Here is a 26322-nt window from a genome sequence, read left to right as displayed (position 1 = left end):
GTGCCTAGAGGACTGGCGCAAGTTCGAGCTTTCGGTGCGGGCGGCGTATCCGAACGTGTTCTTCTATGAGGAGCTCAAGAATTCGGAGGAATCGGGCGAGGCCGAACCGCCACTCACGCGCATCGAGCGCCTGGACGAATCGCGTTCCGGGCGAACGATACGGATGCTCTTTCCGGATCCTGAATGGGTGCCGAAATTGGTTCGTCTTCCCGACAAGTGGGGCAAGTTCCATTGGACATTCGACCAGTATTGGTCGCCGCGCATTTGGATGGGGTCGCCAAGGAATGAACCGAAAGAAGATTCACGATGGCATACAGACGGCGAGATTCCTGCGCGATATTGGCGAGCAAACATGATCCAAAGCTCGTTTCGGCGACAATTCGAAAATGAAAAGAAAATCGAGGCGAAGGTAATGAATCTCACCCGCAAGATCGGGCGCCGCATGGTTTCGATCTATTGGCAGTCGCTGGCGGATTTTCATGCGGGTATCGACCGTGTCCCTGGCTTCTTCGGCAACAGCAAATCGTTTTTTGCATCCGAGGGCGCAATCTACTGGTATCGGCAAAATCCAGGCGCGACAATACATATCGAATTTCCAAAAAGATCGGGGTCCGCCTTTTCGCATATGCCCCCCGAAGACGTGCCCGAGCATTTCTGGGGCGACGTCAAGAAGCCCAAATGGGTGCTCGAGGCCATCGAAAAACACCGGCGGTAGTGCTCTTGCTTCAGGCTTTGCGCCGCATCGCGACGATGCCGCAGGCGACCACGATGCCGGCACCGATCCAGGTCCACAGGCCCGGCACGTCGCCGAAGAACGCGAGGCCCAAGAGGGTCGCGAACAGCAGCAGCGTGTAATTGTAGGGCTGCAAGGCACTTGCGGGTGCGAGCGTGAAGGCGCGCACCATCAGGATATGGGCGACGGCGCCGAAGCTGCCGCCCAGAATCAGCAGGAACCAGCCGCTGGCGTCGGGTGCTTGCCAGTCGAACGCGGCGATGGCCCCCAGAATCGCGACGCCGACGAGGGGCGTGTGCAATGTGGTGATATGCGTGTCGTCGCGGCTCGAGACCACGCGCGTGAGCACTTGGTAGATTGCCCAGGCGAGGGCCGCCGCAACCGCGAGCCACAGGCTGGGGCCGAATTCGTCGAAGGACGGGCCGACGATTAAGACGGCCCCCGCCATGCCGCCCGCCACAAGCAGCCAGCCCGTCGCATCGACTTTTTCGCGCAAGAAAAAATAGGCGAGCGCCGTCACCAGCAGCGGGGCGGTTGCCGCCACCGCATGTACGTCGGCGAGTGGCAGCGTGCGGAAGGCCAGGATGAAAAGCAGCATTTCGAGCAGCAGAAAGGCCGTGCGCACCGCCTGCAGCCAGGGTGCGCGCGTGCGAAACACGATCCACGGGCCGCTGCGCGCCAGCCAGCAACCCATGGCAACGAAGATCGCAAAGCGCACGGCCATTATCTGCGCCACGGGATAGATCTGCGTGAGGTGCTTGTTCACGGCATCCATCGACGCGAACAGCGCCATCGCCGCCACGGCCATCAGGATGGGCCGAAGCCCCGCTTTTTCCACGTCAGAAAATTCCGTCGATTTCGCCGTTTGCGGTGAGGCCGATCGCTTCGGCGGCAGGGATGCGCGGCAGGCCCGGCATCGTCATCACGTCGCCTGCCAGCGCCACAACGAAACCTGCTCCCGCCGACAGGCGCACTTCGCGCACCGGCACGTCGTGGCCGTTGGGCGCCCCCTTGAGATCGGGATCGGCCGCAAACGAGTATTGCGTCTTGGCCATGCAGACGGGCAGATGGCCGAAGCCCGCTTTTTCGAGGGCTGCGAGCCGCTTGGCGGCGGAACTCGAAAAACTCACCGAGCCCGCGCGGTAGATTTCGCGCGCGATGGTTTCGATCTTTTCCTTGAGTTTCATGTCGTCGGGATAGAGCGGTTTGTATTGGGCCATCCCCTGCTCGATCGTGGCGACGGCGGCACGCGCGAGTTCTTCGGCACCGGCTCCGCCTTTGGCCCAATGCTGCGCGCGGATGGCTTGCGTGCCCGCGGCCGAGCACGCCGCTTCGATGGCGCGCCATTCGGCGTCGGTGTCGGTCGTGAACGCGTTGATCGCGACCAGCACCGGCAAGCCGAATTTCCGCAGATTCTCGACATGGCGCACGAGATTGGCAAGGCCGCGCTCGACCGCCGCCACGTCTTCGGTGCCGAGCGCCTTGGCATCCGCCCCGCCTTGCAGTTTGAGCGCGCGCACGGTCGCGACGACGATCGCAAGATCGGGCGCAAGGCCCGCCTGGCGGCATTTGATGTCGAGGAATTTCTCGGCCCCGAGATCGGCGCCGAAGCCCGCTTCGGTGACCGTGTAGTCGGCAAGGCCCAGCGCCATCTTGGTCGCGATGGCAGAGTTGCAGCCGTGCGCAATGTTCGCGAACGGCCCGCCATGCACGAACACGGGATTGTTCTCGAGCGTTTGCACGAGATTGGGCTTGATCGCTTCTTTGAGGAGGGCCGCCATCGCCCCCGAGGCTTTGAGATCGGCCGCCGTCACGAAGCTGCCGTCTTTGTTGTCGGCAACCACGATGCGCGCCAGCCGCTTCTCGAGATCGTGCGCGTCCGACGCCAGGCACAGGATCGCCATCACTTCGGACGCCGTGGTGATGTCGAAACGCGTCTGGCGCGCCGCCCCGTTGCCGGCACCCAAGCCCGCAACGAGATCGCGCAAAGCGCGGTCGTTCATGTCCATCACGCGCGGCCACGTGATGCGCTTGGGATCGACCGCAGGCGTCTTCGCCCAATAGACATGGTTGTCGACGAGGGCGGCCAGCAGATTGTGCGCGGTGCCGATCGCGTGGATGTCGCCGGTGAAATGCAGGTTGATGTCGGCCATCGGCACGATCTGCGCGTGGCCGCCGCCGGTGGCCCCGCCCTTTTGGCCGAAGCACGGTCCCAGCGACGGTTCGCGCAGGCAGATTGCCGTGCGCTTGCCGATGCGGTTCAGCGCGTCGCCAAGGCCGATCGTCGTCGTCGTCTTGCCTTCGCCCGCTTTGGTCGGGTTGATGGCCGTCACGAGGATGAGCTTGCCGGCTTTGCGCGGCTTCGGCAGGGCGGCCGGATCGATCTTGGCTTTGCTCTTGCCGTAGAATTCGAGTGCTGCTTCCGGGATGCCAAGTTTCCCGGCAACCGAAGCCAAAGGTGCAAGCGTTGCCTTGCGGGCGATTTCAATGTCGGACATGTCAGGTCTTTCCGGCGGCTTGGCGCTTCAAGGCGGCTTCGCGGATGGCGGTGATGGTGGTGCGCGTCGTGATCATTTCGGGATCGGTCTTGAGTTCGATCACGGCGGGCAGTTTGGACGCGACGGCCGCGCGAAAGGCCGGCAGGAACGCATCGGTCGTCTCGACCGTTGCGCCGAAGCAGCCCAGCGCTTTTGCAAACGCCGCGAAATCCGGATTCACGAGGTCGGTACCGACGACGCGGCCCGGATGCTCGCGCTCCTGGTGCATGCGGATGGTGCCGTAGGTGCGGTTGTTGAACACGAGCACGATGGGGGTGCCGCCGTGCTGGCGCGCGGTCGCGATCTCCTGGCCCGCCATCATGAAGCCGCCATCGCCCACGCACGCAATAACGATGCGGTCCGGATCGACGAGCGAGGCCGCGACTGCCGCCGGCACGGAATAGCCCATCGCCCCCGATGTCGGCCCCACGAGGCGCGCCGGGCGCTTGAACGGCAGATAGCGCTGCGGCCAGCCCGTATGGTTGCCGGCATCGACCGTGACGGTGAATGCTGCCGGCAATTCGGCGGCGAGGGCGCGCATCGCACGGCCCATGTCGAGCGCGCCGTTGTAGGGTGTCGGCTCCAGCGTAGCGCGCCAGTCCGCATTGGCTTGGCGCGTCCAGTCGCGCCATCCCGGGTCGGCGATCGGCTTCATTGCTTGTGCTGCCAGCGCAAACGCACTGCCGCTCGCCTGCACGGCGAGGTCGGCATTGAAGACGCGGCCCGTCTCTTCGGCCGACGGGTGGATATGGATGAGCTTCGCGCGCGTGCGGGGCGGCTCGATCATCGAATAGCCCTGCGTCGTCATCTCGCCCAGGCGTGCCCCGACCACGAGCAGCAGATCGGCCTCTTTGGCGCGCGCGAGGAGTGCCGGCGACGTGACCGTGCCGAATTCGCCCGCGTAACATGCCGAGTCATTGGCGAACGCATCCATGCGCCGGAAACTGACCGCGACGGGCAGCGCATTGGCCTCGGCGAATTTCTGCAAGGCGAGACTGCCCGCATCGCTCCAGCACGAGCCGCCGACGATCATCAGCGGGCGCTTGGCTTCAGCCAGCAACGCGCGCACGCGGTCGATGGCGGCGGCATCGGGGGCGGCCTGCACCGCGCGATAGGGTGCTGCGTCTGCGACCGTCGCGGTTTCGGTCAGCATGTCTTCGGGCAACGCCAGCACCACGGGGCCGGGGCGGCCCGAGGTCGCAACGTGGAAGGCGCGCGCCATGTATTCCGGAATGCGGTCGGTGCGGTCGATCTGGGCCGCCCATTTGGCGACCGGCCCGAACATCTGGCGATAGTCGATCTCCTGGAACGCCTCGCGGTCGGTCGCATCGCGCCCGACCTGGCCTACGAGCAGAATGAGCGGGGTGGAGTCCTGATAGGCTGTGTGCACACCCACAGCCGCATGGCACGCCCCCGGCCCGCGCGTGACAAGCGCTATGCCCGGCCGCCCGGTGAGCTTGCCGTAGGCGTCGGCCATGTTGGCGGCCCCCGCCTCGTGGCGCGCATTCACGAGCTTGACCTGGCGGCTGTCGTGCAGTGCGTCGAGCACGTCGAGATAGCTTTCGCCGGGGACGCAGAAGGCCATGTCGGTGCCGTGCAGCAGCAATTGGTCGACCAGAATCCGGCCGCCGGTACGCGCGCGCAATGCCATCTTTTTTGCACCCTCGGAGTCGAATATCGTTTCCTGCCCAAACGCAGTTAAAGGCCCGGCGGCACTTGCGTCAATGGACGAAGCTGGGCCTGTGCGGCTAGGGTGGAGCCATGAGCGATGTCCCAGACTGGATGTGGAACGACGACCACAGCGCATTTCGCGATCTCGTCGGCTATGCGCCGATCGTATGGCGCGAATTCTACGTCGAATTGGCGCTTGAAATCGACACGCGCCACCGCAACCGCTCGGGCGTGGCGCATGGCGGCGTGATCGCGACTTTGGCCGATGCGGCGGGCGGATTTGCAGGCTGCTGGTGCCCGCATCCGAACCGCATCCGGCGCGCGTCCACGCTGTCGTTGAACACGCAGTTCGTGTCGGTCGCCAAGATGGGCGACCGGCTGGTAGCGCGGGGGATCGCCAACCAAGGCGGCAAGTCGATTTTCTTCGCCACGATCGAGATTCGCGATGCGGGCGGTCGCTTGGTCTCGACGGGGACGGGTGTGTACAAATACCGCCCCGGCAGCGAAACCTCCGAGGGCGCGGCGCGCGACACGCCCGTCTAGTGCCGCCATCTAGCCGGACCCGAATTTTGCCCCTATAAACGCTACCGCCGCCGCCGTCGCATTTCGGAGACACCATGATCGCCCCGCTCGCCTTGCGCGAAAAATCCAAGAATCTGCTCGGTTCCCTGATCCGCGAAGTCTCCAAAGACGCGATGGAAAAGCCCGGCCTCATCCCGCTTTGGTTCGGCGAGGGCAGCCGCACGGCACCGGCTGCGGTCGTGGCCGAAGCGCACAAGGCGATCGACGACGGCTACCAATTCTACGCCTCGAGCCTCGGCCGGCCCGAACTGCGCACGGCGATCGCCGACTATGTGCGCCGCCTGCGCGGCGTCGACGTGGATGCCGACCGCATCTGCGTGACCGCCTCGGGCAATTCGGCGATCCAGATGGCGATGCAGCTCATCGTCGATCCGGGCGACAATGTCGTGTTTGCTGTACCTCTGTGGCCCAACGCGGCCGACATGGTGCAGCATCTGAACGGCGAAGTGCGCCGTGTGCCGCTTGCTTTGGGACCGCGCGGCTGGTCGCTCGATCTTGAGCGGCTTTTCGCCGCGTGCGACGCGCGCACCAAGGCGATCTTCCTGAATTCGCCGGGCAACCCGACGGGCTGGCTGGCCACGCCGGAGGAACTTAAAGCCGTCGTTGAATTCTGCCGCAAGCGCGGCATCTGGGCGATCGGCGACGACGTCTACGAACGTATCGTCTACGACGCTGAAAGATCGCCGTCGTTGCTCGATTTCGCCGGCCCCGACGATCCGGTGATGATCGTCAATTCCTTCTCGAAGGGCTGGTGCATGACCGGCTGGCGCCTGGGCTGGCTCGTGGCGCCGAAGGCCGTCGTCGACACGCTCGGCAAGATCGTCGAATTCAATACGTCGGGGGCCACCACCTTCGTGCAGCGCGCGGGCGTGGTCGCATTGCAGCAGGAAGATTTCGTGCGCACGATCCGCGCCGAATACGCCCAAGCGCGTGACATCGCTTTCCAGCGCCTTTCGGCGATGGGCCGGGTGCGGCTCACGCGCCCGCAAGCGGCGTTCTATGCCTTTTTCGCGGTGGACGGCATGTCGGACTCGGTCGCGATGTGCAAAAAATTCGTCCGCGAGGCCAATGTGGGGCTCGCACCGGGCCGTGCGTTCGGGCCCGAGGGCGAGGGCTTCGTGCGGCTGTGTTTTGCGACCGATCCCGCGCGCCTCAGCGAAGCGCTCGACCGCATCGAACCGCTGCTGCGGTAAGGGAAACGGCGATGGCTGCGTTTGTCGGAATCGACTGGGGTACCAGCAACTGCCGCGCTTACCGCATCGACGACAGCGGCGCTGTGCTCGAACGCCGAACCGACGGCCCCGGAATCCTTGCGGTGCGCAACGGCGATTTTTCGGCAGCGCTCACCAAGTTGGCGGGCGACTGGATCGACGCACCGGGTGCTCCGCCCGCGCTGATGTCCGGCATGATCGGCTCGGCGCAAGGCTGGGTCGAGGCACCCTATCTGCCGATCCCGGCATCCCCCGCCGACTTCGCGGGCAAGCTCGCACCCGTGCCCGATCCGCATCGGCGCATTTTCATCGTGCCGGGCCTGCACGGCGTGGGGCCGGCCGGCCCCGACGTGATGCGCGGCGAAGAGACGCAGATTTTCGGCAGTGGGATCGCAGACGGCGTCGTTTGCCTGCCTGGCACCCATTCCAAATGGGCCGTCATTGCGGGCGGCAAGGTCGTGCGCTTCGCCACTTTCATGACCGGCGAAGTATTCGCCGTCATGCGCCGCCATTCGATCCTCGGCCGTTTGATGAACGAAGCGCCGCACGACGCGGCCGCCTTCGCGCGCGGTCTTGTGCGTGCGCAAGCGCCGGGCGGGCTGCTGCACCATCTCTTCACCGTGCGCACGGCAGGCCTGCTCGAAGGGCTGGGGCGCGACGCAGCACCAAGCTTCCTGTCGGGCGTTTTGATCGGCGAAGAAATCGCCGCCGCCAAAGCGCAGTTTGCACCCGCAAGCGTGACCGTGATCGGCAGCATGCCGCTGGCGCAGCATTACGCGATCGCGCTCAATGTGGCCGGCATCACGGCAGCAACCGTGGTAGGCGACGATGCGGCGGCAGCGGGCCTCGCCCGCGTCGCGCGTGAAGCCGGTTTGTTCGGCTGACGCACGCGATGCGCATCCTCATCCCCGATGCGCAATATCCGGGCTTGCCCGACATCGAGGCGCAAGCGCTGCCCGACGCCGAATTCTTCGTGCATCGCGCGCGCGATCCCTTGCAGATCCCCGACAGTTCGTGGGCGCGCGCCGACGGCGTGCTGCTGTGGCAGGACATGCCGATCGACCGCGCCGTCGCCGACAAGCTCGTGCGCTCGCGCATCGTCGTGCGCCACGGCGTGGGCTTCGACCGCGTCGATCTCGAAGCCTGCGCCGAGCGCGGCATCGTCGTGTGCAATACGCCCGACTACGGCACCGAAGAAGTCGCGAACCATGCGCTTGCCATGGTGCTGTCGCTGCGGCGCGGGCTTGGCACCTACGCCGAGATGCTGAGCCTAGATCCGCAGGCGGGCTGGCGCTGGGATGCACCCCCCTTGATGCGCCGCTTGAGCGGCCAGGTCTTCGGCATCGTCGGCATGGGGCGCATCGGGCGTGCGGCTGCATCGCGTGCTGCCGCCTTCGGCTTTGATGTGGTCTACCACGATCCGCTGCTGCGCGACGCAAGCGCCGCCGCGTTGCCCTATCGCCGCTTCGAAACTTTGTTCGAGATGCTGGCCGAAACCGACATCGTGTCGATCCATTGCCCTTTGACCAGCGACACGCACGGCCTATTCGGCCACGGCGCGTTCGAGCGCCTGAAGCCGGGGACGATCGTCGTCAACACCGCGCGCGGGCCCATCGTCGATACGACCGCCTTGCTGGCCGCGATCGAGAAGGGCCAGGTCGGCGGGGCAGGGCTCGACGTATTGCCGCAAGAACCGCCCGATCCCGACGATCCGCTGGTCGCAGCCTATCGGCTGCCGCCGTCGTGGCTCGCGGGGCGATTGATCTTGAGCCCGCATGCCGCCTTCTACAGCCCCGAGAGCTGGCGCGATCTGCGCTACAAGGCGGCGGCGACGATCCGCGACTATCTCAAGGAAAATCGATTGCGCAATTGCGTGAATCGGCATTTGTTTGCGCAAGGCGCTTTGCCGCCGGACGAAAACGCCAAAAACGGCCATTGATAAAAACGAGGGGGGGGGATCGACGATGCGCGTAGTCATCACGGGCGGCACGGGCATGCTCGGCAAAAAGCTTGCGGGCGAATTGCTGAAACGCGGCACGCTCGTCGACCGCAGCGGCAAGCCGCGCGAAATCTCCAAGATCGTGCTGTTCGACATCGCCGAAGCCCCCGGCATCCCGGCCGATCCGCGCATCGACGTGCAGTTGGGCGACGTCGACGATCCGGCCACCATCGACAGGCTGATCGCCCCCGATACGGGTGCGATCTTCCACCTGGCTGGCGTGGTGAGTTCGGGCGCCGAGCGCGATTTCGATTTGGGCTACCGCGTCAATCTCGACGGCACGCGCGAAGTGCTGGAAGCGGCGCGCCGCCTGAAGCAGCCGATCAAACTCGTCTTCGCCTCGTCGCTCGCCTGCTACGGCGGCGGGCTGCCGCCGGTTATCCCGGACGATTTCCGCATCACGCCGCAGACCTCCTACGGCACGCAGAAGGCGATCGGCGAATTGCTGGTCGCCGACTATGCGCGCAAAGGCTATGTGGATGGGCGCAGCCTGCGCCTGCCGACCATCGTCGTGCGGCCGGGCAAGCCCAATCTTGCGGCCTCGACCTTTGCGTCGTCGATCCTGCGCGAGCCGCTTGCGGGCGAACGCGCCGTGTGCCCGGTCGATCCCGAAACCTGGATGCCGCTTTTGAGCCCGCGCCGCTGCATCGACGCATTTATCCGCGCGCACGATCTTGCCGACGCCGATTGGGGCTGGAACCGCACGCTGCTGCTGCCCTCGCTCGACATCACGGTGCGCGAGATGGCCGAAGGCCTGCGCCGTGCAGCGGGCGAAGCGGCCTACGCGCTGATCGACTGGAAACACGATCCGGCGATCGCCAAGATCGTCGCCGGTTGGCCTGCGCGCATGGCGGCCAAGCGCGCCGTGGCGATGGGCTTTGCGGCCGACGCCTCGATCGACGAAATGATCGAAAACTACCGCCGCGACGACGCACCAGCCGCGCGCGCCTGAAGCACAGAAACACGAACGGGGAGAAAAACGATGGGTTCGAGACTTGCGGGAAAGACCGCCTTCATCACCGCCGCCGCCCAGGGGATCGGCGCTGCCAGCGCCAAGCTGTTTGCGGCCGAAGGTGCGCGCGTGATCGCGACCGACATCGATGCCGGCAAACTTGCCGAACTCGGCAAAACGCCTGGCATCGAAGTTCGCAAGCTCGACGTGATGGATCGTGCGGCCGTGTTTGCGGCCGCCGAGGCGGTCGGTGCGGTGGACGTGCTGTTCAACTGTGCGGGCTTCGTGCATCACGGCACGATTCTCGACTGCGACGACAAAGCCTGGGACTTTTCGATGAATCTCAACGTGCGCTCGATGTTCTGGGTCACGCAGGCGCTGCTGCCCGCGATGATCGCCAAGGGCAAGGGTTCGATCGTCAACATGTCGTCGGGCGCCTCGTCGATCAAGGGGGCGCCGAACCGCTTCGTCTACGGCACCACGAAGGCCGCCGTTATTGGCCTTACGAAGTCGCTCGCGGCCGACTTTGTGCGCCAAGGGATACGGGTGAATGCGATCTGCCCGGGTACGGTCGACACGCCTTCGCTGCAGGGCCGCATTGGCGCCTTCGCCGACCCCGTGCAAGCGCGCAAGGATTTCATCGCGCGCCAGCCGATGGGGCGGCTTGCGACGGCCGAGGAGATTGCTCTGCTCGTGCTGTTTCTGGCCAGCGACGAATCGAGCTTCATCACCGGTGCGGAATACAAAGTCGACGGCGGCTGGTCGCTCTAAGCCGCCGCCGCCGCTGCCGATGCGGGCGCTGCCGATGACGGCGCGCGCCCGCACTTGCATTTCGATTTGACAAGAGCTGAAATGTTATACTATTTCAGACTTGTCAAATCGACAGCATCGGCGGGGAAAATCCAATGCAATTTCGGAAGTTGTTCTGCGCCCTCTTGGCGGCGGCAGTCGGCGCATGGTCGTTGTCTGCAGCGACGCCTGCTGCGGCCGACGACGCCCGAATGCTGCGGATCGTGTCGCCGTGGGAGATCACGGGACTAGACCCCGCTCGCTCGGGCTACATATTCACGCGTTTGCAGATCGCCGAGACCCTGGTCGGCGCCGATAATGGCGGCAATCCCGTGCCGAGCCTTGCCGAAAGTTGGACCGTATCGCCGGACGGGCTCGATTGGCGCTTTCGCCTTCGCCCCAACGCATTGTTCCACGACGGAACCCCAGCCAATGCCGAGGCGGTCGCGCGCGCGCTGCAGCGGGCCCAGTCCTTGACCGGCGGGATGCTGGCCAATGCGCCGATTGCCGCGATCGCAGCGGCCGATGGCCTCGTTTCGATTCGCACGACCCGACCGTTCGGTGCATTGCCTGCCTTCCTCGCGCATTCTAGCACCATTGTGCTTGCGCCAAGCGCTTACAGCGAGGCGGGTGCGGTGATCCGCATCGTCGGCACCGGTCCCTACCGCGCCACGCTCGTTGAGCCGCCGCTGAAGGTCGAGATTGCGAGATTTGAGGGGTGGGCCGGTCGGCCGCCAGCGATCGCGCGCGCCTCCTATCTTGCGGTCACGCGCGGCGAAACGCGAACGGCGATGGCGGAAAGCGGGCAGGCCGATCTTGTTTATGTGCTGCCGCCCGAAGCGGTGGATCGCCTGCGCCGAAACCAGCGCTTGGCGGTGACGGTTATGCCGATCCCGCGGACGCGGCTGCTGAAGCTCAACGCGGGGTCGCCGTTCTTCGAAGACCGGCGCGTGCGGCAGGCCATCGGCTTCGCGCTCGATCGCGAGGGAATCGCAGTCTCTCTGCTGCGTAGCCCGGAGTCGCAGGCGACCCAGCTTTTCCCGCCAAGCCTCTCCGAATGGCACGTGCCGAACCTGCCCGCCTTGACCCATGACGCGGCGCGCGCGCGGGTATTGCTTGCCGAAGCAGGCTGGAAGCCGGGCCAAAACGGCATCGTCGAAAAAGACGGGCGCCCGTTCCGGGTGACCTTGCGGACCTTCTCCGATCGGCCGGAGCAGCCGCCGATGGCAGCGGCCATCCAGGCGCAGCTGCGCGAGATCGGGATCGACCTGCGCGTTGCGATCGTCAACAGCGGCGAGATACCTGCCGGCCATCGCGACGGAACGCTTGAGATGGCCCTATTCGCGCGGAATTTTTCGCTCGTCCCTGATCCGATCGGAACGATGCTCCAGGACTACGGCCCGCAGGGCGGCGATTGGGGGGCGATGAACTGGTCGAGTGCCGATCTTGCGCGCACACTCGACACGCTGGGCTCGACCAACGATCCGGCGGAACGCGCGCGCCTGCGCGCTGCGGCCGCGCGCATTCTGCATGCCGAGATGCCCGTCGTTCCGGTCGCGTGGTTCGACTACGGCGTCGCGGCCAATCGGCGGCTCCAGAACGTGTCCGTCGATCCGTTCGAGCTTTCCTATCGATTGGACGCGATGCGATGGGCGGAGTAGGCCGCGCACTGGCCGGCCGCCTTCTGCAAGCGGTCGGCGTCGCCCTGCTCGTCGGAATTCTGTGTTTTCTGCTCGCCGAAGCCCTGCCCGGCGACCAGGCATTCCGGATCGCAGCTGCGCGTTACGGCGAAGACATGGTCAACGGCATCGCGGCCGATGCGGTGCGCGCCGAGCTTGGCCTCGATCGCCCGGCATGGGCGCGTCTGGGTGCTTGGCTGTTCGACATCGCGCGGCTCGATCTTGGCGTCTCGCTTGTCAGCGGCGAATCCGTATTCGAGGAGCTGGTCCACCAGCTCGGTGCGACGATCGGCCTGTCCTTGGCGGCTCTGGCGCTGACCGCACTGGTCGGCCCGCCATTGGGCGTGGTCTTTGCGGTGCGCGCAGGCAAGCCTTCCGACGCGGTCGGCACGGCGGCTGCCGCAGCGCTGCGCGCACTGCCTTCGTTCGCCGTCGGCATTGCCTTGATGGTGGTGTTTGCGTCGTGGCTGGCGATCGTGCCGGCGGCCGGATACGACCAGCCGCAATCTTGGCTGCTGCCCACCGCAACGCTCGCGCTAGGCCTTGCCGCAACGTCGAGCATCGTGTCCCGCCATGCGACGCTTGCGGCACTGCGGTCGAGCCAGATCGCTTTTGCGCGCACGAAGGGGCTCGACGAGTTCGACGTCGTGCGTCGCCATGCGGTCCGCAATGCAGCGGCGCCGGTCGTCGCGTATCTCGGCGTCCAGCTCGTCTATCTTGTGGAAGGCGTCGTCGTGGTCGAATCGCTGTTTGCCTGGCCTGGCATCGGCCACGCGCTCGTGCATGCGGTGATTTCGCGCGACATTCCGATGCTGCAGGGTACGGCACTTGCCATGGGTTTGCTCTTTGTACTTCTCAATGCCGGCGTCGATTTCGCCTGTCGCGCGATCGATCCGCGGGTGCGGCACGCATGAGCCGCAGCAACGCGCGTCGGGCTATTGGCGTTGCCTGTGTCGGCGCCGTCGTGCTTCTGGCCCTGCTTGGGCCGTGGCTCATCGACGCCGATCCTTTGCGACAAAATCTGCGCGCATCGTTGCGCCCGCCGTCGGGTACCGACCTGCTCGGCACTGACCATCTCGGGCGCAGCGTGCTGGCGCGTCTCGCGCATGCCGCACGCCTGTCCATTTCCTTCGGCGCTGCCAGTGCGGCGAGTGCTGCGATCTTCGGCACAGCGCTCGGCCTGATCGCGGCCTTGCGCGGCGGCCTCGTCGACCGTGCAGCCGGTGCATTGTGCGACGCGACGATGGCGCTGCCGGGTCTGCTGCTCGTTCTCATCTTGGCTGCCTTTGCGCCCGGCGCTTTTTGGCCGCTCTATCTCGGAATTTCGCTAGCCCTCTGGGTCGAGTTTTTCCGCGTTGTGCGAACGCTTGCCCGCTCGCGGCTGACCGCACCGGACGTCGAAGCAGCGCGCCTGCTCGGCTTCGGCGATTTTCACGTTGTGAAGCGCCATCTTTTGCCCGACTTGCTGCCGGCCTTGGGCGCTCTGTTCGCGTTTGGCTTCGGCGCGTCCGTGGTCGCGGTATCGACGCTGAGCTTCATCGGCGTCGGCCTGCGGCCGCCAACCCCGGAATGGGGAAACATGATGACCGAACTTCTGCCGTACTACGACGAGGCGCCGGTGCAATTACTGGCACCGGCAGGGCTGCTGTTCGTGACGGTGCTGGGATTGCAGCTGCTCGCTGGGCGCGATCCGAAATGAGTGCCGCACCAGCCCTCGAGGTCGATGGTCTATTCGTTTCGGCCGATGGTCGGCATCTCGTCCGCAACGCATGCCTGTCGCTGCGTGCCGGCGGAATCCTTGTGATTCTCGGCGAGAGCGGCTCGGGAAAGTCGCTGCTTGCGCACGCGATCATGGGCACGCTGCCGCCCGAGCTTGAATGGCGCGGCCGCATCGCGATCGGCGGTACGAATTTCGGTGCGCTCGAGCCGAAGCGTCGCCGAGCCCATTGGGGCCGCATGATCGCGCTGCTACCGCAGGAACCTTGGGCGTCGCTCGATCCGCTGATGCGGGTGGAAGACCAGATCGCCGAGGTCCATGCGTTGGTCGGCCGGCGGACCTGGCGGGAGGCAGGCGTGCTTGCCGATCGCGCGCTCGCAACGCTTGGGCTTGGATCCGCCGGTAAGCGCTATCCGTTCCAGCTTTCCGGTGGCATGGCGCAGCGCGCGGCCGTCGCCGTTGCACTGGCCGGCGGCGCCCGGCTCCTGGTCGCCGACGAGCCAACCAAAGGGCTCGACGCCGAATGCCGCGACGACGTTGCGGATTTGCTGATGTCGCAGACCCGGACCGGCGCTGCGTTGATCGTCATCACGCACGATATTGCCTTTGCACGGCGACTCGGCGGCGACATGGCGGTCATGCTCGATGCGGAGATCGTCGAACAGGGCACGACTTCGGAACTTCTCGCAGCACCGCGCCATGCCTACACCAAACGGCTGCTCGCAGCCGATCCGGCCGGATGGACGCCGGCGCTGCCGCGCGCAGCCGAAAATCCGGTCGTCGAGGCCGAGAATCTCGCCGTCGAACGCGGCGGCAGACGCTTGTTCGAGGGGCTGGACGTTGCCGTCTGTCCGGGCGAGATCGTTGCAGCGACGGGTCGCAGCGGTTGCGGCAAAACCAGCCTCGGCAACGCGCTGCTCGGCCTGCTCAAGCCGCAGATCGGCCGCGTTCTCCGCGCGAGCGGAGCCGGCGCGCACCGTTTCCAGAAGCTCTACCAGGATCCGGTTTCTGCATTTGCAGTGCGATCGACGCTCGGCGTCGCCTTGGAGGACGTCTGTCGGCTGCACGGGCTGCCGCTCGATGCGCCGTCGCGCGTTTTGGCGCGTCTGCGTATCGGTCCGGACCTGCTCGCGCGTTATCCCGACCAGGTGTCCGGCGGCGAGTTGCAACGCATTGCGCTGGCGCGCGCGCTGCTCGTGAATCCGATTTTCCTGTTCGCCGACGAGCCGACGTCGCGGCTCGATCCGATCATCCAGCAGGAGGTCATGGTGCTACTGCGCGAGGTGGTCGAGGATCGACGCTTGGCGATGTTGCTGGTGACCCATGACGCCGCTCTTGCCGCCGGTATGACCGCGAAGGCCATCCGCGTTGACGCGCCCGTCGATATGCGCCCGATGTCCGCCGCGCTCTAAGCTACCGCTGTGGCGGTTGCCGGAACGCGCCCGCGGCCTTTGAGCCGCGCGGCGATGCGCGCGGCGGCGTACATGCCGCCGATCCCGACCGCGTTGACCGCGATCTGCGCCACAAGGCCTGTACCGATCAGCGCAAAAGCGATGCCGCCCGCGTGTGCGAGCACCATGCCGGTGAAAAACACCGTCAACGCCTGGCAGCCCATCGTCGCGAACGGCATCGCGTAGGCGTGTGCGAGCAAGCCCGGCCACGCATCGACGATGCGCAAGGCGACGATCGCGAGCGCCAGGAAATGCGCGTATTGGCGGATGTCGAGATTGGGCTTGTTGGCGTGCGCGTAGAACCAATCGTGCAGCAGCCCCAGCATCGCATTGTGTTGGTAGACGATGGGCGAGACAGCACCCACCCCCAATGCGAGCCACACGATCGACGCCGCCAGCAGCAGGTTGCTGCGCCGCAGTTTCGGCAGCCAGCCGCGCGAGGCGGCATATCCTGTGAAAAACAGCAGCTGCCAGGCCATCGGGTTGAAGCCCCAGCCGCGACCCTCCGGCGCGTTCGATTCGAAATTTATTTCGAAGATCTGTACCGCAAGCCACAGGCTTGCCGACAAGCCGAGCGCCCATCGTGGATCGATTCGCGCTAGGGCCATCGCGAGCGGGACGGCGGCCAGCACCACTATGTAGAGCGGCAGAATGTCGAAATACGTGGGCACGTAGGCTAGGCGCACGAGCAGGGCGAGCGTGCCCGCCGGGTCGGCGAAGAACGCGCCAATTCCCAGGAACGCCGCATAGTCGACGCCGAACATTGCAGCACCCGCGCACAACGCGGCCCCGCATACGAACAAGGCGAGATGCGCGCCATAGAGCTGCACGCAGCGCCGGACGATGCGTTTGACGCCGGCCGCGAACCCGTCGCGCACGAACGTGCCGCCGAAGGCGATCGCCGCGGCATAGCCCGAGATGAACACGAACACGTGTGCGGCGTCCGAAAGCCCGAAGCGCGCCCAGATGATCTGGGCGAGCCAGTCGCCTGGCACATGGGCGACGTAGATCGCCGCCAGCGACAGACCGCGGAAAAAGTCGAGACGTATGTCGCGTGGTTTTTTGGCCGTCCCCGTCGTCGTTGTCGTCATGCCGCGCGCGGACCCATGTTCGCAAGACGCAACAGGTCGGGCAGGTCGGCGCGGCGCAGATAGGCCAAGCCGAGGCCTGCCGCCCACACGAGCAGCGCTTCTTTGAAGAGCACAGCGCCGTCGTCGTAGGGGTCGATGCCCAGCGGCGAAACCACGTGGAAGAAGATCGCACCGGTCATCACGCCGGTCGCCGCCAAGCCGCCGACCAGTTGCGTGCGCCGGTAGAGGCACAGGATGGCGGCCCCCAACTCGACCGTGCCGACGCCGATGCGCATGATCTTTTCGAAGCCTGAGAATCCCAACCAGTCGGTGAGGACGGTGAACAGCCACACGCTGCCCTCGTGGCCGAAGAACTTGTACTGCAGATACCAGACGAAGATGTAGGCAATCCAAAGCGCGAGGAGCCAGGGCAAGGCGACGTTGAGGGCTCGTGAGAGGCGGTCCATCTTGTCTTCTCCGAAACGTTTGTTGTGCCGTTGTTTCGCCGCTGCCGCCGCCGAAGTTACTCGGCGTGCCGTGCGCGGCCCCTTTCAACGGGGCGAAGATGTTGTTTTGTCGCCAGAATATTCGTTTTTGCGATACAAAAAGTTACGCATCGTCACTTGGTGTTTGCCGGCCCGCGAGCTAAATAGAAGGGGTGGGTGGTGTTCCGTCGCCCTGCCGCATTTAAAGGTCGCAAAACATGTTCTCGCGTCTCACCCGTCTTTCCTTTGCATCGCTGGCGTTCGCGTCGTTGGGTCTTGCGGCCGCCCTTTCGGGTGCGGCTGTTGCCCAAACGCGGCCCGAGCCGCCCAAGGGCGACTGGCAGGTAACGACCGGCGCGCTCGTCGGCTACGCGCCCGCCTACGAAGGTGCGGACAAATACAAGGTGATGCCGCTGCCGCTGATCGACGTGGTGTGGCGCGATCGCGTGTTCTTGAGCACGATGAATGGGCTGGGTGCATGGGCCTACCGCGCCGACGGCTTCAGCATCGGCGGTGCCATCGGCTACGAATTCGGCCGCGACGAAAGCTTGGATCGCAGCGAGCTCGACGGGCTCGGCGACGTGGACGCGGCCGCCCAAGCGCGCCTGCTCGCCGAATACCGCACGGGGCCGTTCCGCCTCGACGCAGCACTGGCGCGCGCCCTCGGCGGCAGCGACGGCACCACGCTGCGCATCGGTGCCAGCATGGGCTATCCGATCAACGACAAGCTGCGCCTGATGCCCGGCATTGCAGCGGTGTGGGCAGACGAAAACTACATGGACGCCTATTTTGGTGTGACGGCAGCGCAAAGTGCGCTGTCGCGGGCACGCCTCGGGACCGCCGCCGGCAAATCGCAGTTCGAGGCCAAATCCGGCGTCAAGAACGTCGATCTCTCGCTGATGGCGAGCTATTCGCTGACGCAGAACTGGATGCTGCGCGGCGGCGGCGGCGTGCGCTTCCTGGTGGGCGATGCGGCCGACAGCCCGATCTCGAAGCGCGACACGGCCCCCTTCGTCAATTTGGGCTTAGCTTATCGCTGGTAGCTGCCGCGCAGCTCGCGCGCGATCGAAACAAGGCAGAGCTCGGTGAACAACACTTGGGCGGCGTTTTGTGCCGTCACGGTCGAAGGATCGTATTGCGGCGCGACCTCGACGACGTCGGCCCCCACGATGTCGAGGCCGGCTAGGCCCCGCAGCATGGCAAGCGCTTCGCGCATCGAAAGCCCGCCCGATTCGGGCGTGCCCGTGCCCGGTGCGAAAGACGGGTCGAGCCCGTCGACGTCGAACGTGACATAGACGGGGCCGTCGCCGACCACGTCGCGCGCCTTGGCGACCACGCCGGCGACGCCCATTCGGTCGACGTCTTCGGCATGGATCACGGTCATGCCGCTGTCGTACGAAAACTCCCACAGATATTCCGCCCCGCCGCGAATGCCGATCTGGATCGTGCGTTCGGGATCGAGCACGCCGTCGAGTACCGCCATGCGGAACGGCGCGCCGTGGTGGAATTTCGAGCCTTCGTAAGCGCCGCTCGTGTCGCAATGCGCGTCGAAATGCACCATGCCGACGGGCCGGTCGCGGCCGAGGGCCCGCAAGATGGGCCAGGTGATCGAATGGTCGCCGCCCACGGCGAGCGGCACGATGCCGGCGGCGACGAGCTTCGTGAAATGCGCTTCGATGTCGGCATGGCAGTCGGCCAGCGAAAAGCGGCTGCGCATCGGCACGTCGCCAATATCGGCCACGCGCAATTCGCTCAAGGGGGCGCGGCCCAGCACATGCTCGTAAGGGCCGATGCGCTCGACCCCGCGCACCGCACGGGGCCCAAGGCGCGCACCCGCGCGGTTGGTGACACCCAGATCCATCGGCACGCCGACGAGGGCCGCATCGAGCCCGGCGAGGTCGGCCTCGCTCGCAAGTGCTCGATAGGGCGCGTCGAGGAATGTCGCGGGTTCCGCGAACGGCCATTTGCGCTGGTCGGGGCTCTTGAAAATCTTGGCGGCAACCCGCGCGAATTCCGGGTGCTTGATGTCGCCGCCGGCGGCATCCGCATAGTCGCGCCGCAGGCGCGCCAGTTTTTCGGGATCGAACGCCATGCCCCTACATCGTGGCGCCGATTTGCCACGGCACGAATTCGTTGTCGCCGTAGCCGAGCTGTTCGGACTTGCTGCGCTCGCCCGACGCCACGCGCAAGATGTGCTCGAAAATCTCGCGGCCCTTGTCTTCGACCGAAACGCCGTCGACGATGTCGCCGCAATTGATGTCCATGTCCTCGATCATGCGGCGGTAGATGTCGCTGTTGGTCGCAAGCTTGATCGACGGCGTGGGCTTGCACCCGTAGGCCGAGCCGCGCCCGGTCGTGAAGCACAGCACATTGGCCCCGCCCGCCACCTGGCCCGTGGCCGAGGTCGGGTCGTAGCCCGGCGTGTCCATGAACACGAAGCCCTTGGTGTCCACGCGCTCGGCATAACGATAGACGCCGCGCAACGTCGTCGTCCCGCCCTTGGCCGCAGCGCCCAGCGACTTTTCGAGGATCGTCGTAAGTCCGCCCGCCTTGTTGCCGGGCGAGGGGTTGTTGTCCATCGAGCCGTCGTTGCGCTTGGTGTACGCCTCCCACCAATGGATGATGTCGATGAGCTTCTCGCCGATCTCGCGCGTGGCTGCACGCCGTGTGAGCAGATGTTCGGCCCCGTAGATCTCGGGCGTTTCCGACAAAATGGCCGTGCCGCCATGTGCCACGAGCAGATCGACGGCGGCCCCCAAGGCGGGGTTGGCCGTAATGCCCGAATAGCCGTCCGAGCCGCCGCACTGAAGGGCCAGCATGAGTTCGCTCGCCGGGATCGTTTCGCGCGTTGCGCGGTTCACGAGCGGCAGCATCGCTTTGATGCGTTCCACGCCGGCTTCGATCGTTTTGCGGGTCCCCCCGCTGTCCTGGATCGTCATGGACTGGAAGAGATCGCCATCGACGATGCCGTAGGCGCGTTTCATCTCGTCGATCTGGAACACTTCGCAGCCCAAGCCCACGAGCAGCACGCCGCCCACGTTGGGGTTGGTCGCATAGCCCCATTGCGTGCGCTTGAGCACGTCGAACCCTTCGCCCTTGGAGGCCATGCCGCAACCGGTTCCGTGCACGAACGACACAACGCCGTCGACGTTCGGATAATCGGCAAGGATGCCCGAGCGCGTCACGGCCTCGGCCATGAAGCGTGCGACGGAGGCCGAACAATTCACGGAAGTGAGGATGCCGATATAGTTGCGCGTCCCCGCCCGCCCGTCGGCGCGGCGATAGCCTTGGAACGTCGCGCGCTCGGCGAGCGGCAGCGGCGCGTAGGGCTTGGCGTCTTCGGCAAAATGGTAGTCGCGCGCGAATGCCTTGAAGTCGCAATTGTGCGTATGGATATGGTCGCCCGCCGCGATGGCGCCGTGCGCAAAGCCGATCGTCTGGCCGAATTTGCGCACGGACTCGCCTTGCGCGATCGCCGCGATCGCCATTTTGTGGCCCTTTTGGATGCGGGCGCGGGCAACCGCCCCGTGGATCGTGGCACCCTCGGGGATCGCGTCCACGGCGACCACGAGATTGTCGGATGCGTTGAGGCGGATCGTGCGTGGTACTGCGGTCATTTTGGCTTCCCCCGATTATTTGCCCCGAATATAGCGCAGGCGTGCGGCGTTTCAGACCACGTTCTTTTCCACGAGCGGGCGTTTTTCGACCAAGCGCTGCGGCGACAGATCGCCGAGATCGACCGCGGTTGGTGCGGCGCCTTGCATGCGGTCGGCAAGATAGCGCCCCACGGCCGGGCTTTGCTGCAGCCCGTGGCCCGAAAAACCGTTCGCGAGCCATACGTTCGACGTGCCCGGCACGGCACCCACCAGCGCGTTGTGGTCGAAGCCGTTCATGTCGTAATGGCCCGCCCATGCGCGCCCGCGCTTGATTGCCTCGAAGGCGGGCACGCGCGTGGCCAGCACGGGCCATACTTGGTCGTCGAAAAACTGGTAGTCGACCTCGAAATCCGCATCTGCATCGGGATCAGCGTCGGCAGGGGGCGCGCTGCCGCACAGATAGCCAGCGCCCTCGGGCCGACAATAGACGCCCGTGGGATCGATCAGCAGCGGAAAGTCGGCAAGCTTCTCGCGGCATTCGAACGTAAAGATCATGCGCTTTTTAGCGTGCACCGGAATGTCGAAACCGGTCTGGCGCACGAGGGCGCGCGCACCCGTACCCGCCGCGAGCGCCAACTGCCCGCACGCGATCCGCGATCCGTCGTCGAGTGTCACGCCGCGGCAGGCGCCGCCCGCCATGTCGAGCGAGGCGACCGCCGCTTTGCGGAATTCGGCACCGAGTGCGCGCGCTTTTTTGCGAAAGGCCTGCAGGAGGCTGTAGCCGTCGAACCAGCCTTCGCCGCTGCGGCCCCAGCATCCGGCTTCGAGCCCTTCGATCGAAAGCCACGGGAAGCGTTGCCGCAGGCAAACGGCGTCGAAACGCGCGATGTCTGCACCGAGCTTTGTTTGCAGCGCGTGGTTTTCGGCAAGCACCGTTTGGCCGGCTTCCGTCGCCAAAAATAGATAGCCGCCTTCGCGTAGGCCGATTTCCTGCCGCTCGCCGTCGACCGCCAGAATGTCGGCGGCCCGGCGCAGAAAATCGATGCCGAACAGCGATGCGCGGATATTGACGGGCGACGAAAATTGTTGCCGGATCGATGCGGCCGAGAGCGCACTTGCCGCGCGCGCATAGGTGGGGTCGGGCTCGAGCACGGTCACGCGGGCGCCAAGGCCCGATGCGACGAGATGGTAGGCGATCGAAGCGCCAATGGCGCCGCCGCCGGCAATCACGATGTCGGTAGTTTGGGTCATGGGAGACGGACTTTAGCGGAGGGGCGGGCATGCGCAACTGGATTGCGGCAGCGGCGATTCTGGCCGCAAGCACGGCATCGGCGTTCGCGCACTTGGTTCTCAAGCGCGGCCTCGGTCCCGGCGGTCCTGGCGGGCTCGGCGGTCTACCGGGCGGCCCGCCGGGCGGCGACCCAACGGGATTCGACCGCCCGACGCCGCGCTGAGCGCTGCCGTTTGCCCCAGGCGCGCGTCTGGGCTATGTCCTAGCGCGCCTCGTCCTTTGAAAGTCCGAACGTGATCGAAAAACAGAAACTCAAAGCCATCAGCGGCTTTCCCGAATGGCTGCCCGAACTGCGCATGGTCGAGCTCAAATGGCTCGACACGATCCGCGCGCTGTTCGAGAGCTACGGCTACGCGCCCATCGAAACGCGCGCGGTCGAGCCCGTCGAAGTGCTGCTGAAGCAGGGCGACACCGACAAGGAAATCTACGCGATCCGGCGCCTTGCAGCGGAGCCTGGCGAGGTCGCCGAGCACGCGCTGCACTACGACATGACCGTGCCGATGGCGCGCTACGTCGCCGCCAACATGAACGAGCTCGTCTTCCCGTTCAAACGCTACCAGATGCAGAAGGCCTGGCGCGGCGAGCGCCCGCAGGACGGGCGCTTCCGCGAATTCTACCAATGCGACGTCGACGTGGTCGACGTGCGCGACATCCCGCTGCATTTCGACGCCGAAATGCCGGCCATCATGTTCGAAGCGCTCGACCGCATCGGCGTGGGCCCCACGGCCACCAAGATCAACAACCGCAAAATCCTGCAGGGCTACTACGAGGGCCTCGGCATTGCGGATGCCGCCAATACGATGCGCATCGTCGACAAGCTCGACAAGATCGGTACGGCGGGCGTTGGCGCCATGCTCGCAAGCGAACTGGCCCTCGACGACGCCACGGTCGCGAAGGTGCTGGCCTTGAGCGAGATCAAAGGCAGCGATGCGGGCGTGCTGGCCGCCGTCGAAAAACTCGGCGTGAAGTCGGCGACGCTCGAGCAGGGCCTGCACGAGCTCGGCTTCGTGCTCGATGCGCTGAAGCGTTTTCCGTCCGGTGCTTTCGTCGCCGATCTTTCGATCGCGCGCGGTCTCGCCTACTACACAGGCTCGGTCTACGAAACCAAACTCGTCGAGTTTCCGGATTTCCCGACCGTGTGCGGCGGCGGGCGCTATGACAATCTCGTGGGGTCGCTCATAAATCGGCGCCTGCCGGGCATCGGCATTTCGATCGGCCTCACGCGCATTTTCTGGAAGATGCAGAAAGAGGGCCGCATCGCCGCCCCGCGCAAAAGCCCCAGCGACGTGCTCGTCCTCTTCCCGCGCGGCGGGGCCTATGCCGATGTGGCGGCAACCGCACAGGCCTTGCGCAGCCGCGGCCTCAAGGTCGAGATGTACCACGAGGACCGCAAGATCGACGCGCAGTTCAAATACGCGACCGACAAAGGCATTCCTTACGTATGGTTTCTGCCCGCGGAGGCGGGGGCTGCGCACAAGGTCAAAGATCTCGCCGTCGGCACGCAGCACGAGGCCGATCCCTCGAGCTGGCTTCCCGCAAGATTGGGCTGAAGCGTCAGCGCCGCTCGTCGAGCACGAGGCGCAGGGCGAGGCCCGCAAAGACGCACGCGAGGAACCAGCGCATGGCGGTGACCGCGCGCTTGCTGCCGGCAATGGCGCGGCCGGCACGGGCCGAGACGACTATGACCGCCCCGTTCACGACGAGGCCGATCGCATTGAGGATCGTGGCCAGCAGCAGCATCTGCAGCACGATCGAGGGGCCTGCGGGATCGACGAATTGCGGGAAGAGGGCCACCACAAACAGCGCCATTTTGGGATTGAGCACGTTGTTCCAGAGGCCCTGGCGGAACATGGGTGCGATCGCGGCGGCTGTTGTGGCCTCGGCCGAGGCCGCCGATGGCGCCATGGGGGCTTGCGGTGCGGTGAGGATACGCACCGCAAGAAACGCGAGATAAGCCGCTCCGGCATAGCGCACGATGTCGTAGGCAAGCGGATAGACGGCAAAAAGTTGGGCAAGGCCCAGGGCGGTTGCGAGCGCGTGGCCGTAGGTTCCGATCTGGATGCCGGCCAATGTGGCAAATCCCGCTGCCCGCCCGTGGCTCGCACTGCGCGCGGCGATCAGCAGCATGTCGGGGCCGGGTGTTGCCGCCAACGCCACGCAGGCAAGGGCGAAGATCCAAAGGACGGCGATTTCCACGGGTTGCCCTTTGCCAATGAGAGATGGGGCAGGCGGGACTATCCCCGGCGCGCGGCGCGCGAAAGCGCCCAAAACGGCGGAAAACCGGGATTGCGGGTGGTGCTGCCGGGGAGGATTGAACTCCCGACCTCAGCCTTACCAAGGATGCGCTCTACCACTGAGCTACGGCAGCGCGCCACCCGCAATCGGTCGCTTGATGCCACAGACGGCCGGTGTGTGCAACTCGCTTGGTTCGCGGGCCGGTTTTTGGCAAACTGACCTCGATGACCCAAGCGCTTGCAGCCCCGCCGCCGGCCCCAATGACGCCTTCGCAGACGATCGATCCGGTTGTGCGCGCAGCCGTGAAGGGCAAAGGCACCTTCTCGCTCGGCCAGATCGCCGACGTGGTCGGCGCCTCGCCGATGGTCGTGTTTGCCGTTCTCGAACAGATGGTGGAGGAGGGCAAGCTGCGCCGCCTCGTCGCCGGGCGCGGCGTGCCCGGCGTGCGGCGCTAGCCTGGCCCCGAAGACCTACCGCCGCTTTGCGCGGTTCACCGCCGACGTGACCGCCTTCAACGACGCCGCGACGATGTTCGCATCCACGCCCACCCCGAACAGCGTGCGCTCGCCGATCTTGGCTTCAACATAGGCAGCTGCCTGGGCTTTGGCCCCTTGGCCACCCTTAATCGCGTGTTCGCGATAATCGACCACGTCCACCGCAACGCCAATGCGATTGAGCGCATCGACATAGGCCGCGATCGGGCCGTTGCCTTCGCCGGTCAGCTTCTGTTTGACGCCGTCGATGGCGACGTTGGCTTCGATCCGCCGTTCGGTTCCGGCAGTGCCGGTCGGCAACGTCGTGTGGTCGGCAAACGCGATCGAACCGCCCTCGAGATATTCGTCGGCGAAGGCGGCGTAGATGTCTTTGGCCGACAATTCCTTGCCGGTCGCATCGGCCACGCGCTGCACCACGCCCGCAAACTCGATCTGCAGGCGGCGCGGCAATTCGAGCCCGTAGTCGCTCTCGAGCAGATAGGCGACCCCGCCTTTGCCGGACTGCGAATTGACGCGGATCACGGCCTCGTAGGAGCGGCCCACATCGTTGGGATCGATCGGCAGATAGGGCACGTCCCACAGGCCGGTGTTGGATTTGGCTTGGGCTGTAAGGCCTTTCTTGATCGCGTCTTGGTGCGAGCCCGAAAACGCCGTGAACACAAGCTCGCCGCCGTAAGGATGGCGCGGATGCACGGGCAATTGGTTGCAGTATTCGACCGTGCGCACGATCTCGTTCACGTCCGACAGATCGAGAGCCGGATCGACCCCCTGGCTGAACAGATTGAGCGCCAGCGTCACGATATCGACATTGCCGGTGCGCTCGCCGTTGCCGAACAAGGTGCCCTCGACGCGGTCGGCGCCCGCCATCACGGCGAGTTCGGCGGCGGCCACGCCCGTGCCGCGGTCGTTGTGCGGATGCACGGACAGGATCCAGCTGTCGCGCTTTTTGACGTTGCGCGAAAACCATTCGATCTGGTCGGCATAGATGTTCGGCGTCGCCGCTTCGACCGTGGCCGGCAGGTTGAAGATCATCTTGGCGGACGGCGAAGGCTGCCACACGTCCATCGCCGCTTCGCAGATCTCCTTGGCGAAATCCATTTCGGTCTGGGTGAAGCTTTCGGGGCTGTATTGCAGCACGATCTCTGTCTCGGGCACGGTTGCCACAAGGCGTTTTACGGTGCGGGTACCCTTGACCGCGATATCGACGATGCCCGGCCGGTCGAGCCCGAACACGACGCGGCGCTGCGTGGTCGAGGTCGAATTGTAGAGATGCACGACCGCGCGCTTCGCACCCTTGATCGCCTCGAACGTGCGCGCGATCAATTCGTCGCGGGCTTGCGTCAGCACTTGGATCGTGACGTCGGCGGGGATCGCCCCTTCCTCGACGATCGAGCGCACGAAATCGAAGTCGGTCTGCGAGGCGGCCGGGAAACCCACTTCGATTTCCTTGAAGCCCAGGCGCACCAGCAAATCGAACATGCGGCGCTTGCGCTCAGGGCCCATCGGCTCGACGAGGGCTTGGTTGCCGTCGCGCAGATCGACCGAGCACCAGAGCGGCGCTTTGTCGATGACCCGGCTCGGCCATTGGCGGTTGGGCAAATCGATCGGCGCGAAGGCTTTGTATTTGCGGAAATTCATTGTTCGTCTCGCTGGTTGGATGGGCAAAAAAGGGTCGGGGGGAACGAAGGCGCGAAAAAGCGCCTAAGTCGCTCGGCAAGACGGATGATGGGCATTGGGGACTTCCAGGCAGAAGGGGCGAAACCGCACGACAGACACCGCTTTGCGCCCCTTCGCGAAGGAAGGGGGAAGCGGCTCAAATAAGTCGAAGCG

25 protein-coding genes and 1 tRNA gene are annotated in these 26322 nt (G+C 65.5%); 15 read left to right on the top strand and 11 right to left on the bottom strand.

Features of this window, described 5'->3' with window-relative positions; all coding sequences use genetic code 11:
* Nucleotides 1-55 precede the first annotated feature (55 nt).
* Entirely contained in the window at nt 56-715 is a 660-nt protein-coding gene (locus tag O9320_00640) for a hypothetical protein (GenBank protein ID MCZ8309327.1), read from the top strand.
* 10 nt (nt 716-725) lie between these two features.
* Here the strand turns inward: O9320_00640 and O9320_00635 are convergent, their stop codons facing one another.
* The 3 genes from O9320_00635 to O9320_00625 are packed head-to-tail and all read right to left on the bottom strand — an operon-like array spanning nt 726 to nt 4921.
* Nucleotides 726-1571: a DMT family transporter gene (locus O9320_00635; GenBank protein ID MCZ8309326.1), complete on the bottom strand. Its 846-nt coding sequence runs from the start codon at nt 1569-1571 to the stop codon at nt 726-728.
* A 1-nt stretch (nt 1572) separates the two neighbouring features.
* Nucleotides 1573-3231: a formate--tetrahydrofolate ligase gene (locus O9320_00630; protein MCZ8309325.1), complete on the bottom strand. Its 1659-nt coding sequence runs from the start codon at nt 3229-3231 to the stop codon at nt 1573-1575.
* A 1-nt stretch (nt 3232) separates the two neighbouring features.
* Entirely contained in the window at nt 3233-4921 is a 1689-nt protein-coding gene (locus O9320_00625) for a thiamine pyrophosphate-binding protein (protein ID MCZ8309324.1), read from the bottom strand.
* A gap of 110 nt (nt 4922-5031) precedes the next feature.
* On the opposite strand from O9320_00625, the gene O9320_00620 reads away from it, so the two are divergent.
* The 10 genes from O9320_00620 to O9320_00575 all read left to right on the top strand — a co-directional run bounded on the left by O9320_00620 (nt 5032) and on the right by O9320_00575 (nt 15282).
* A complete protein-coding gene (locus O9320_00620) occupies nt 5032-5484 on the top strand; it encodes a PaaI family thioesterase (GenBank protein ID MCZ8309323.1) in 453 nt (150 codons plus the stop codon).
* A gap of 74 nt (nt 5485-5558) precedes the next feature.
* Nucleotides 5559-6716 carry a pyridoxal phosphate-dependent aminotransferase gene (locus tag O9320_00615; GenBank protein MCZ8309322.1) on the top strand — a complete coding sequence of 386 codons (1158 nt, stop codon included), beginning with the start codon at nt 5559-5561 and terminating at the stop codon, nt 6714-6716.
* Nucleotides 6717-6727: 11 nt separating this feature from the next.
* Complete coding sequence (locus O9320_00610; GenBank protein ID MCZ8309321.1) at nt 6728-7618, top strand: 2-dehydro-3-deoxygalactonokinase; 891 nt, start codon at nt 6728-6730, stop codon at nt 7616-7618.
* An 8-nt stretch (nt 7619-7626) separates the two neighbouring features.
* Nucleotides 7627-8673 carry a C-terminal binding protein gene (locus O9320_00605; GenBank protein ID MCZ8309320.1) on the top strand — a complete coding sequence of 349 codons (1047 nt, stop codon included), beginning with the start codon at nt 7627-7629 and terminating at the stop codon, nt 8671-8673.
* Between the two features lie 25 nt (nt 8674-8698).
* The gene (locus tag O9320_00600; GenBank protein ID MCZ8309319.1) at nt 8699-9685 is read left to right on the top strand and encodes an NAD-dependent epimerase/dehydratase family protein; all 987 of its coding nucleotides are present in this window, start codon (nt 8699-8701) and stop codon (nt 9683-9685) included.
* A 30-nt stretch (nt 9686-9715) separates the two neighbouring features.
* On the top strand, nt 9716-10456 hold the full coding sequence (locus O9320_00595) for an SDR family oxidoreductase (GenBank protein ID MCZ8309318.1): 741 nt from the start codon (nt 9716-9718) through the stop codon (nt 10454-10456).
* 134 nt (nt 10457-10590) lie between these two features.
* Nucleotides 10591-12135, top strand: coding sequence for an ABC transporter substrate-binding protein (locus O9320_00590; GenBank protein MCZ8309317.1), 1545 nt, complete (start codon nt 10591-10593; stop codon nt 12133-12135).
* Entirely contained in the window at nt 12123-13067 is a 945-nt protein-coding gene (locus O9320_00585) for an ABC transporter permease (protein MCZ8309316.1), read from the top strand. Before O9320_00590 ends, O9320_00585 begins: the two co-directional genes overlap by 13 nt.
* On the top strand, nt 13064-13852 hold the full coding sequence (locus tag O9320_00580; protein ID MCZ8309315.1) for an ABC transporter permease: 789 nt from the start codon (nt 13064-13066) through the stop codon (nt 13850-13852). The genes O9320_00585 and O9320_00580 overlap by 4 nt, the downstream gene beginning before the upstream one ends.
* Nucleotides 13849-15282 carry an ATP-binding cassette domain-containing protein gene (locus O9320_00575; protein MCZ8309314.1) on the top strand — a complete coding sequence of 478 codons (1434 nt, stop codon included), beginning with the start codon at nt 13849-13851 and terminating at the stop codon, nt 15280-15282. The genes O9320_00580 and O9320_00575 overlap by 4 nt, the downstream gene beginning before the upstream one ends.
* On the opposite strand, the gene O9320_00570 is transcribed toward O9320_00575, so the two are convergent.
* Nucleotides 15279-16412 (bottom strand): OpgC domain-containing protein, encoded by a 1134-nt coding sequence (locus O9320_00570; protein ID MCZ8309313.1) that lies wholly within the window; start codon nt 16410-16412, stop codon nt 15279-15281. The genes O9320_00575 and O9320_00570 overlap by 4 nt on opposite strands.
* The gene (locus tag O9320_00565) at nt 16409-16858 is read right to left on the bottom strand and encodes a hypothetical protein (protein MCZ8309312.1); all 450 of its coding nucleotides are present in this window, start codon (nt 16856-16858) and stop codon (nt 16409-16411) included. The genes O9320_00570 and O9320_00565 overlap by 4 nt, the downstream gene beginning before the upstream one ends.
* Nucleotides 16859-17094: 236 nt before the next feature.
* Here O9320_00565 and O9320_00560 point away from each other — a divergent pair, with 236 nt between their 5' ends.
* Nucleotides 17095-17919, top strand: coding sequence for a MipA/OmpV family protein (locus O9320_00560; protein MCZ8309311.1), 825 nt, complete (start codon nt 17095-17097; stop codon nt 17917-17919).
* Here the strand turns inward: O9320_00560 and speB are convergent.
* The 3 genes from speB to O9320_00545 are packed head-to-tail and all read right to left on the bottom strand — an operon-like array spanning nt 17907 to nt 21723.
* Nucleotides 17907-18968: an agmatinase gene (gene speB / locus O9320_00555; GenBank protein MCZ8309310.1), complete on the bottom strand. Its 1062-nt coding sequence runs from the start codon at nt 18966-18968 to the stop codon at nt 17907-17909. The genes O9320_00560 and speB overlap by 13 nt on opposite strands.
* A gap of 4 nt (nt 18969-18972) precedes the next feature.
* Nucleotides 18973-20493: an altronate dehydratase family protein gene (locus O9320_00550; GenBank protein ID MCZ8309309.1), complete on the bottom strand. Its 1521-nt coding sequence runs from the start codon at nt 20491-20493 to the stop codon at nt 18973-18975.
* Nucleotides 20494-20544: 51 nt separating this feature from the next.
* Nucleotides 20545-21723 (bottom strand): FAD-binding oxidoreductase, encoded by a 1179-nt coding sequence (locus tag O9320_00545; protein MCZ8309308.1) that lies wholly within the window; start codon nt 21721-21723, stop codon nt 20545-20547.
* Nucleotides 21724-21752: 29 nt separating this feature from the next.
* On the opposite strand from O9320_00545, the gene O9320_00540 reads away from it, so the two are divergent.
* Both O9320_00540 and hisS read left to right on the top strand, forming a co-directional pair.
* Entirely contained in the window at nt 21753-21926 is a 174-nt protein-coding gene (locus O9320_00540; protein ID MCZ8309307.1) for a hypothetical protein, read from the top strand.
* 70 nt (nt 21927-21996) lie between these two features.
* The gene (hisS, locus tag O9320_00535; protein ID MCZ8309306.1) at nt 21997-23313 is read left to right on the top strand and encodes a histidine--tRNA ligase; all 1317 of its coding nucleotides are present in this window, start codon (nt 21997-21999) and stop codon (nt 23311-23313) included.
* A gap of 4 nt (nt 23314-23317) precedes the next feature.
* Here the strand turns inward: hisS and O9320_00530 are convergent, their stop codons facing one another.
* The gene (locus O9320_00530; protein ID MCZ8309305.1) at nt 23318-23959 is read right to left on the bottom strand and encodes a LysE family translocator; all 642 of its coding nucleotides are present in this window, start codon (nt 23957-23959) and stop codon (nt 23318-23320) included.
* 97 nt (nt 23960-24056) lie between these two features.
* Nucleotides 24057-24131 (bottom strand) — tRNA-Thr (locus tag O9320_00525).
* A gap of 91 nt (nt 24132-24222) precedes the next feature.
* Between O9320_00525 and O9320_00520 the strand changes: the two genes are divergently transcribed.
* Entirely contained in the window at nt 24223-24453 is a 231-nt protein-coding gene (locus O9320_00520; protein MCZ8309304.1) for a FeoC-like transcriptional regulator, read from the top strand.
* Between the two features lie 15 nt (nt 24454-24468).
* Here the strand turns inward: O9320_00520 and leuA are convergent, their stop codons facing one another.
* Nucleotides 24469-26130, bottom strand: coding sequence for a 2-isopropylmalate synthase (leuA, locus tag O9320_00515; GenBank protein MCZ8309303.1), 1662 nt, complete (start codon nt 26128-26130; stop codon nt 24469-24471).
* Between the last annotated feature and the right edge of the window lie 192 nt (nt 26131-26322).

It is taken from the genome of Magnetospirillum sp. (assembly GCA_027532905.1).
Classification (GTDB): Bacteria; Pseudomonadota; Alphaproteobacteria; order CACIAM-22H2; family CACIAM-22H2; genus Tagaea.
Note: the sequence above shows the minus strand (reverse complement) of the source record. Positions and strands in the feature narration are given on the sequence as shown.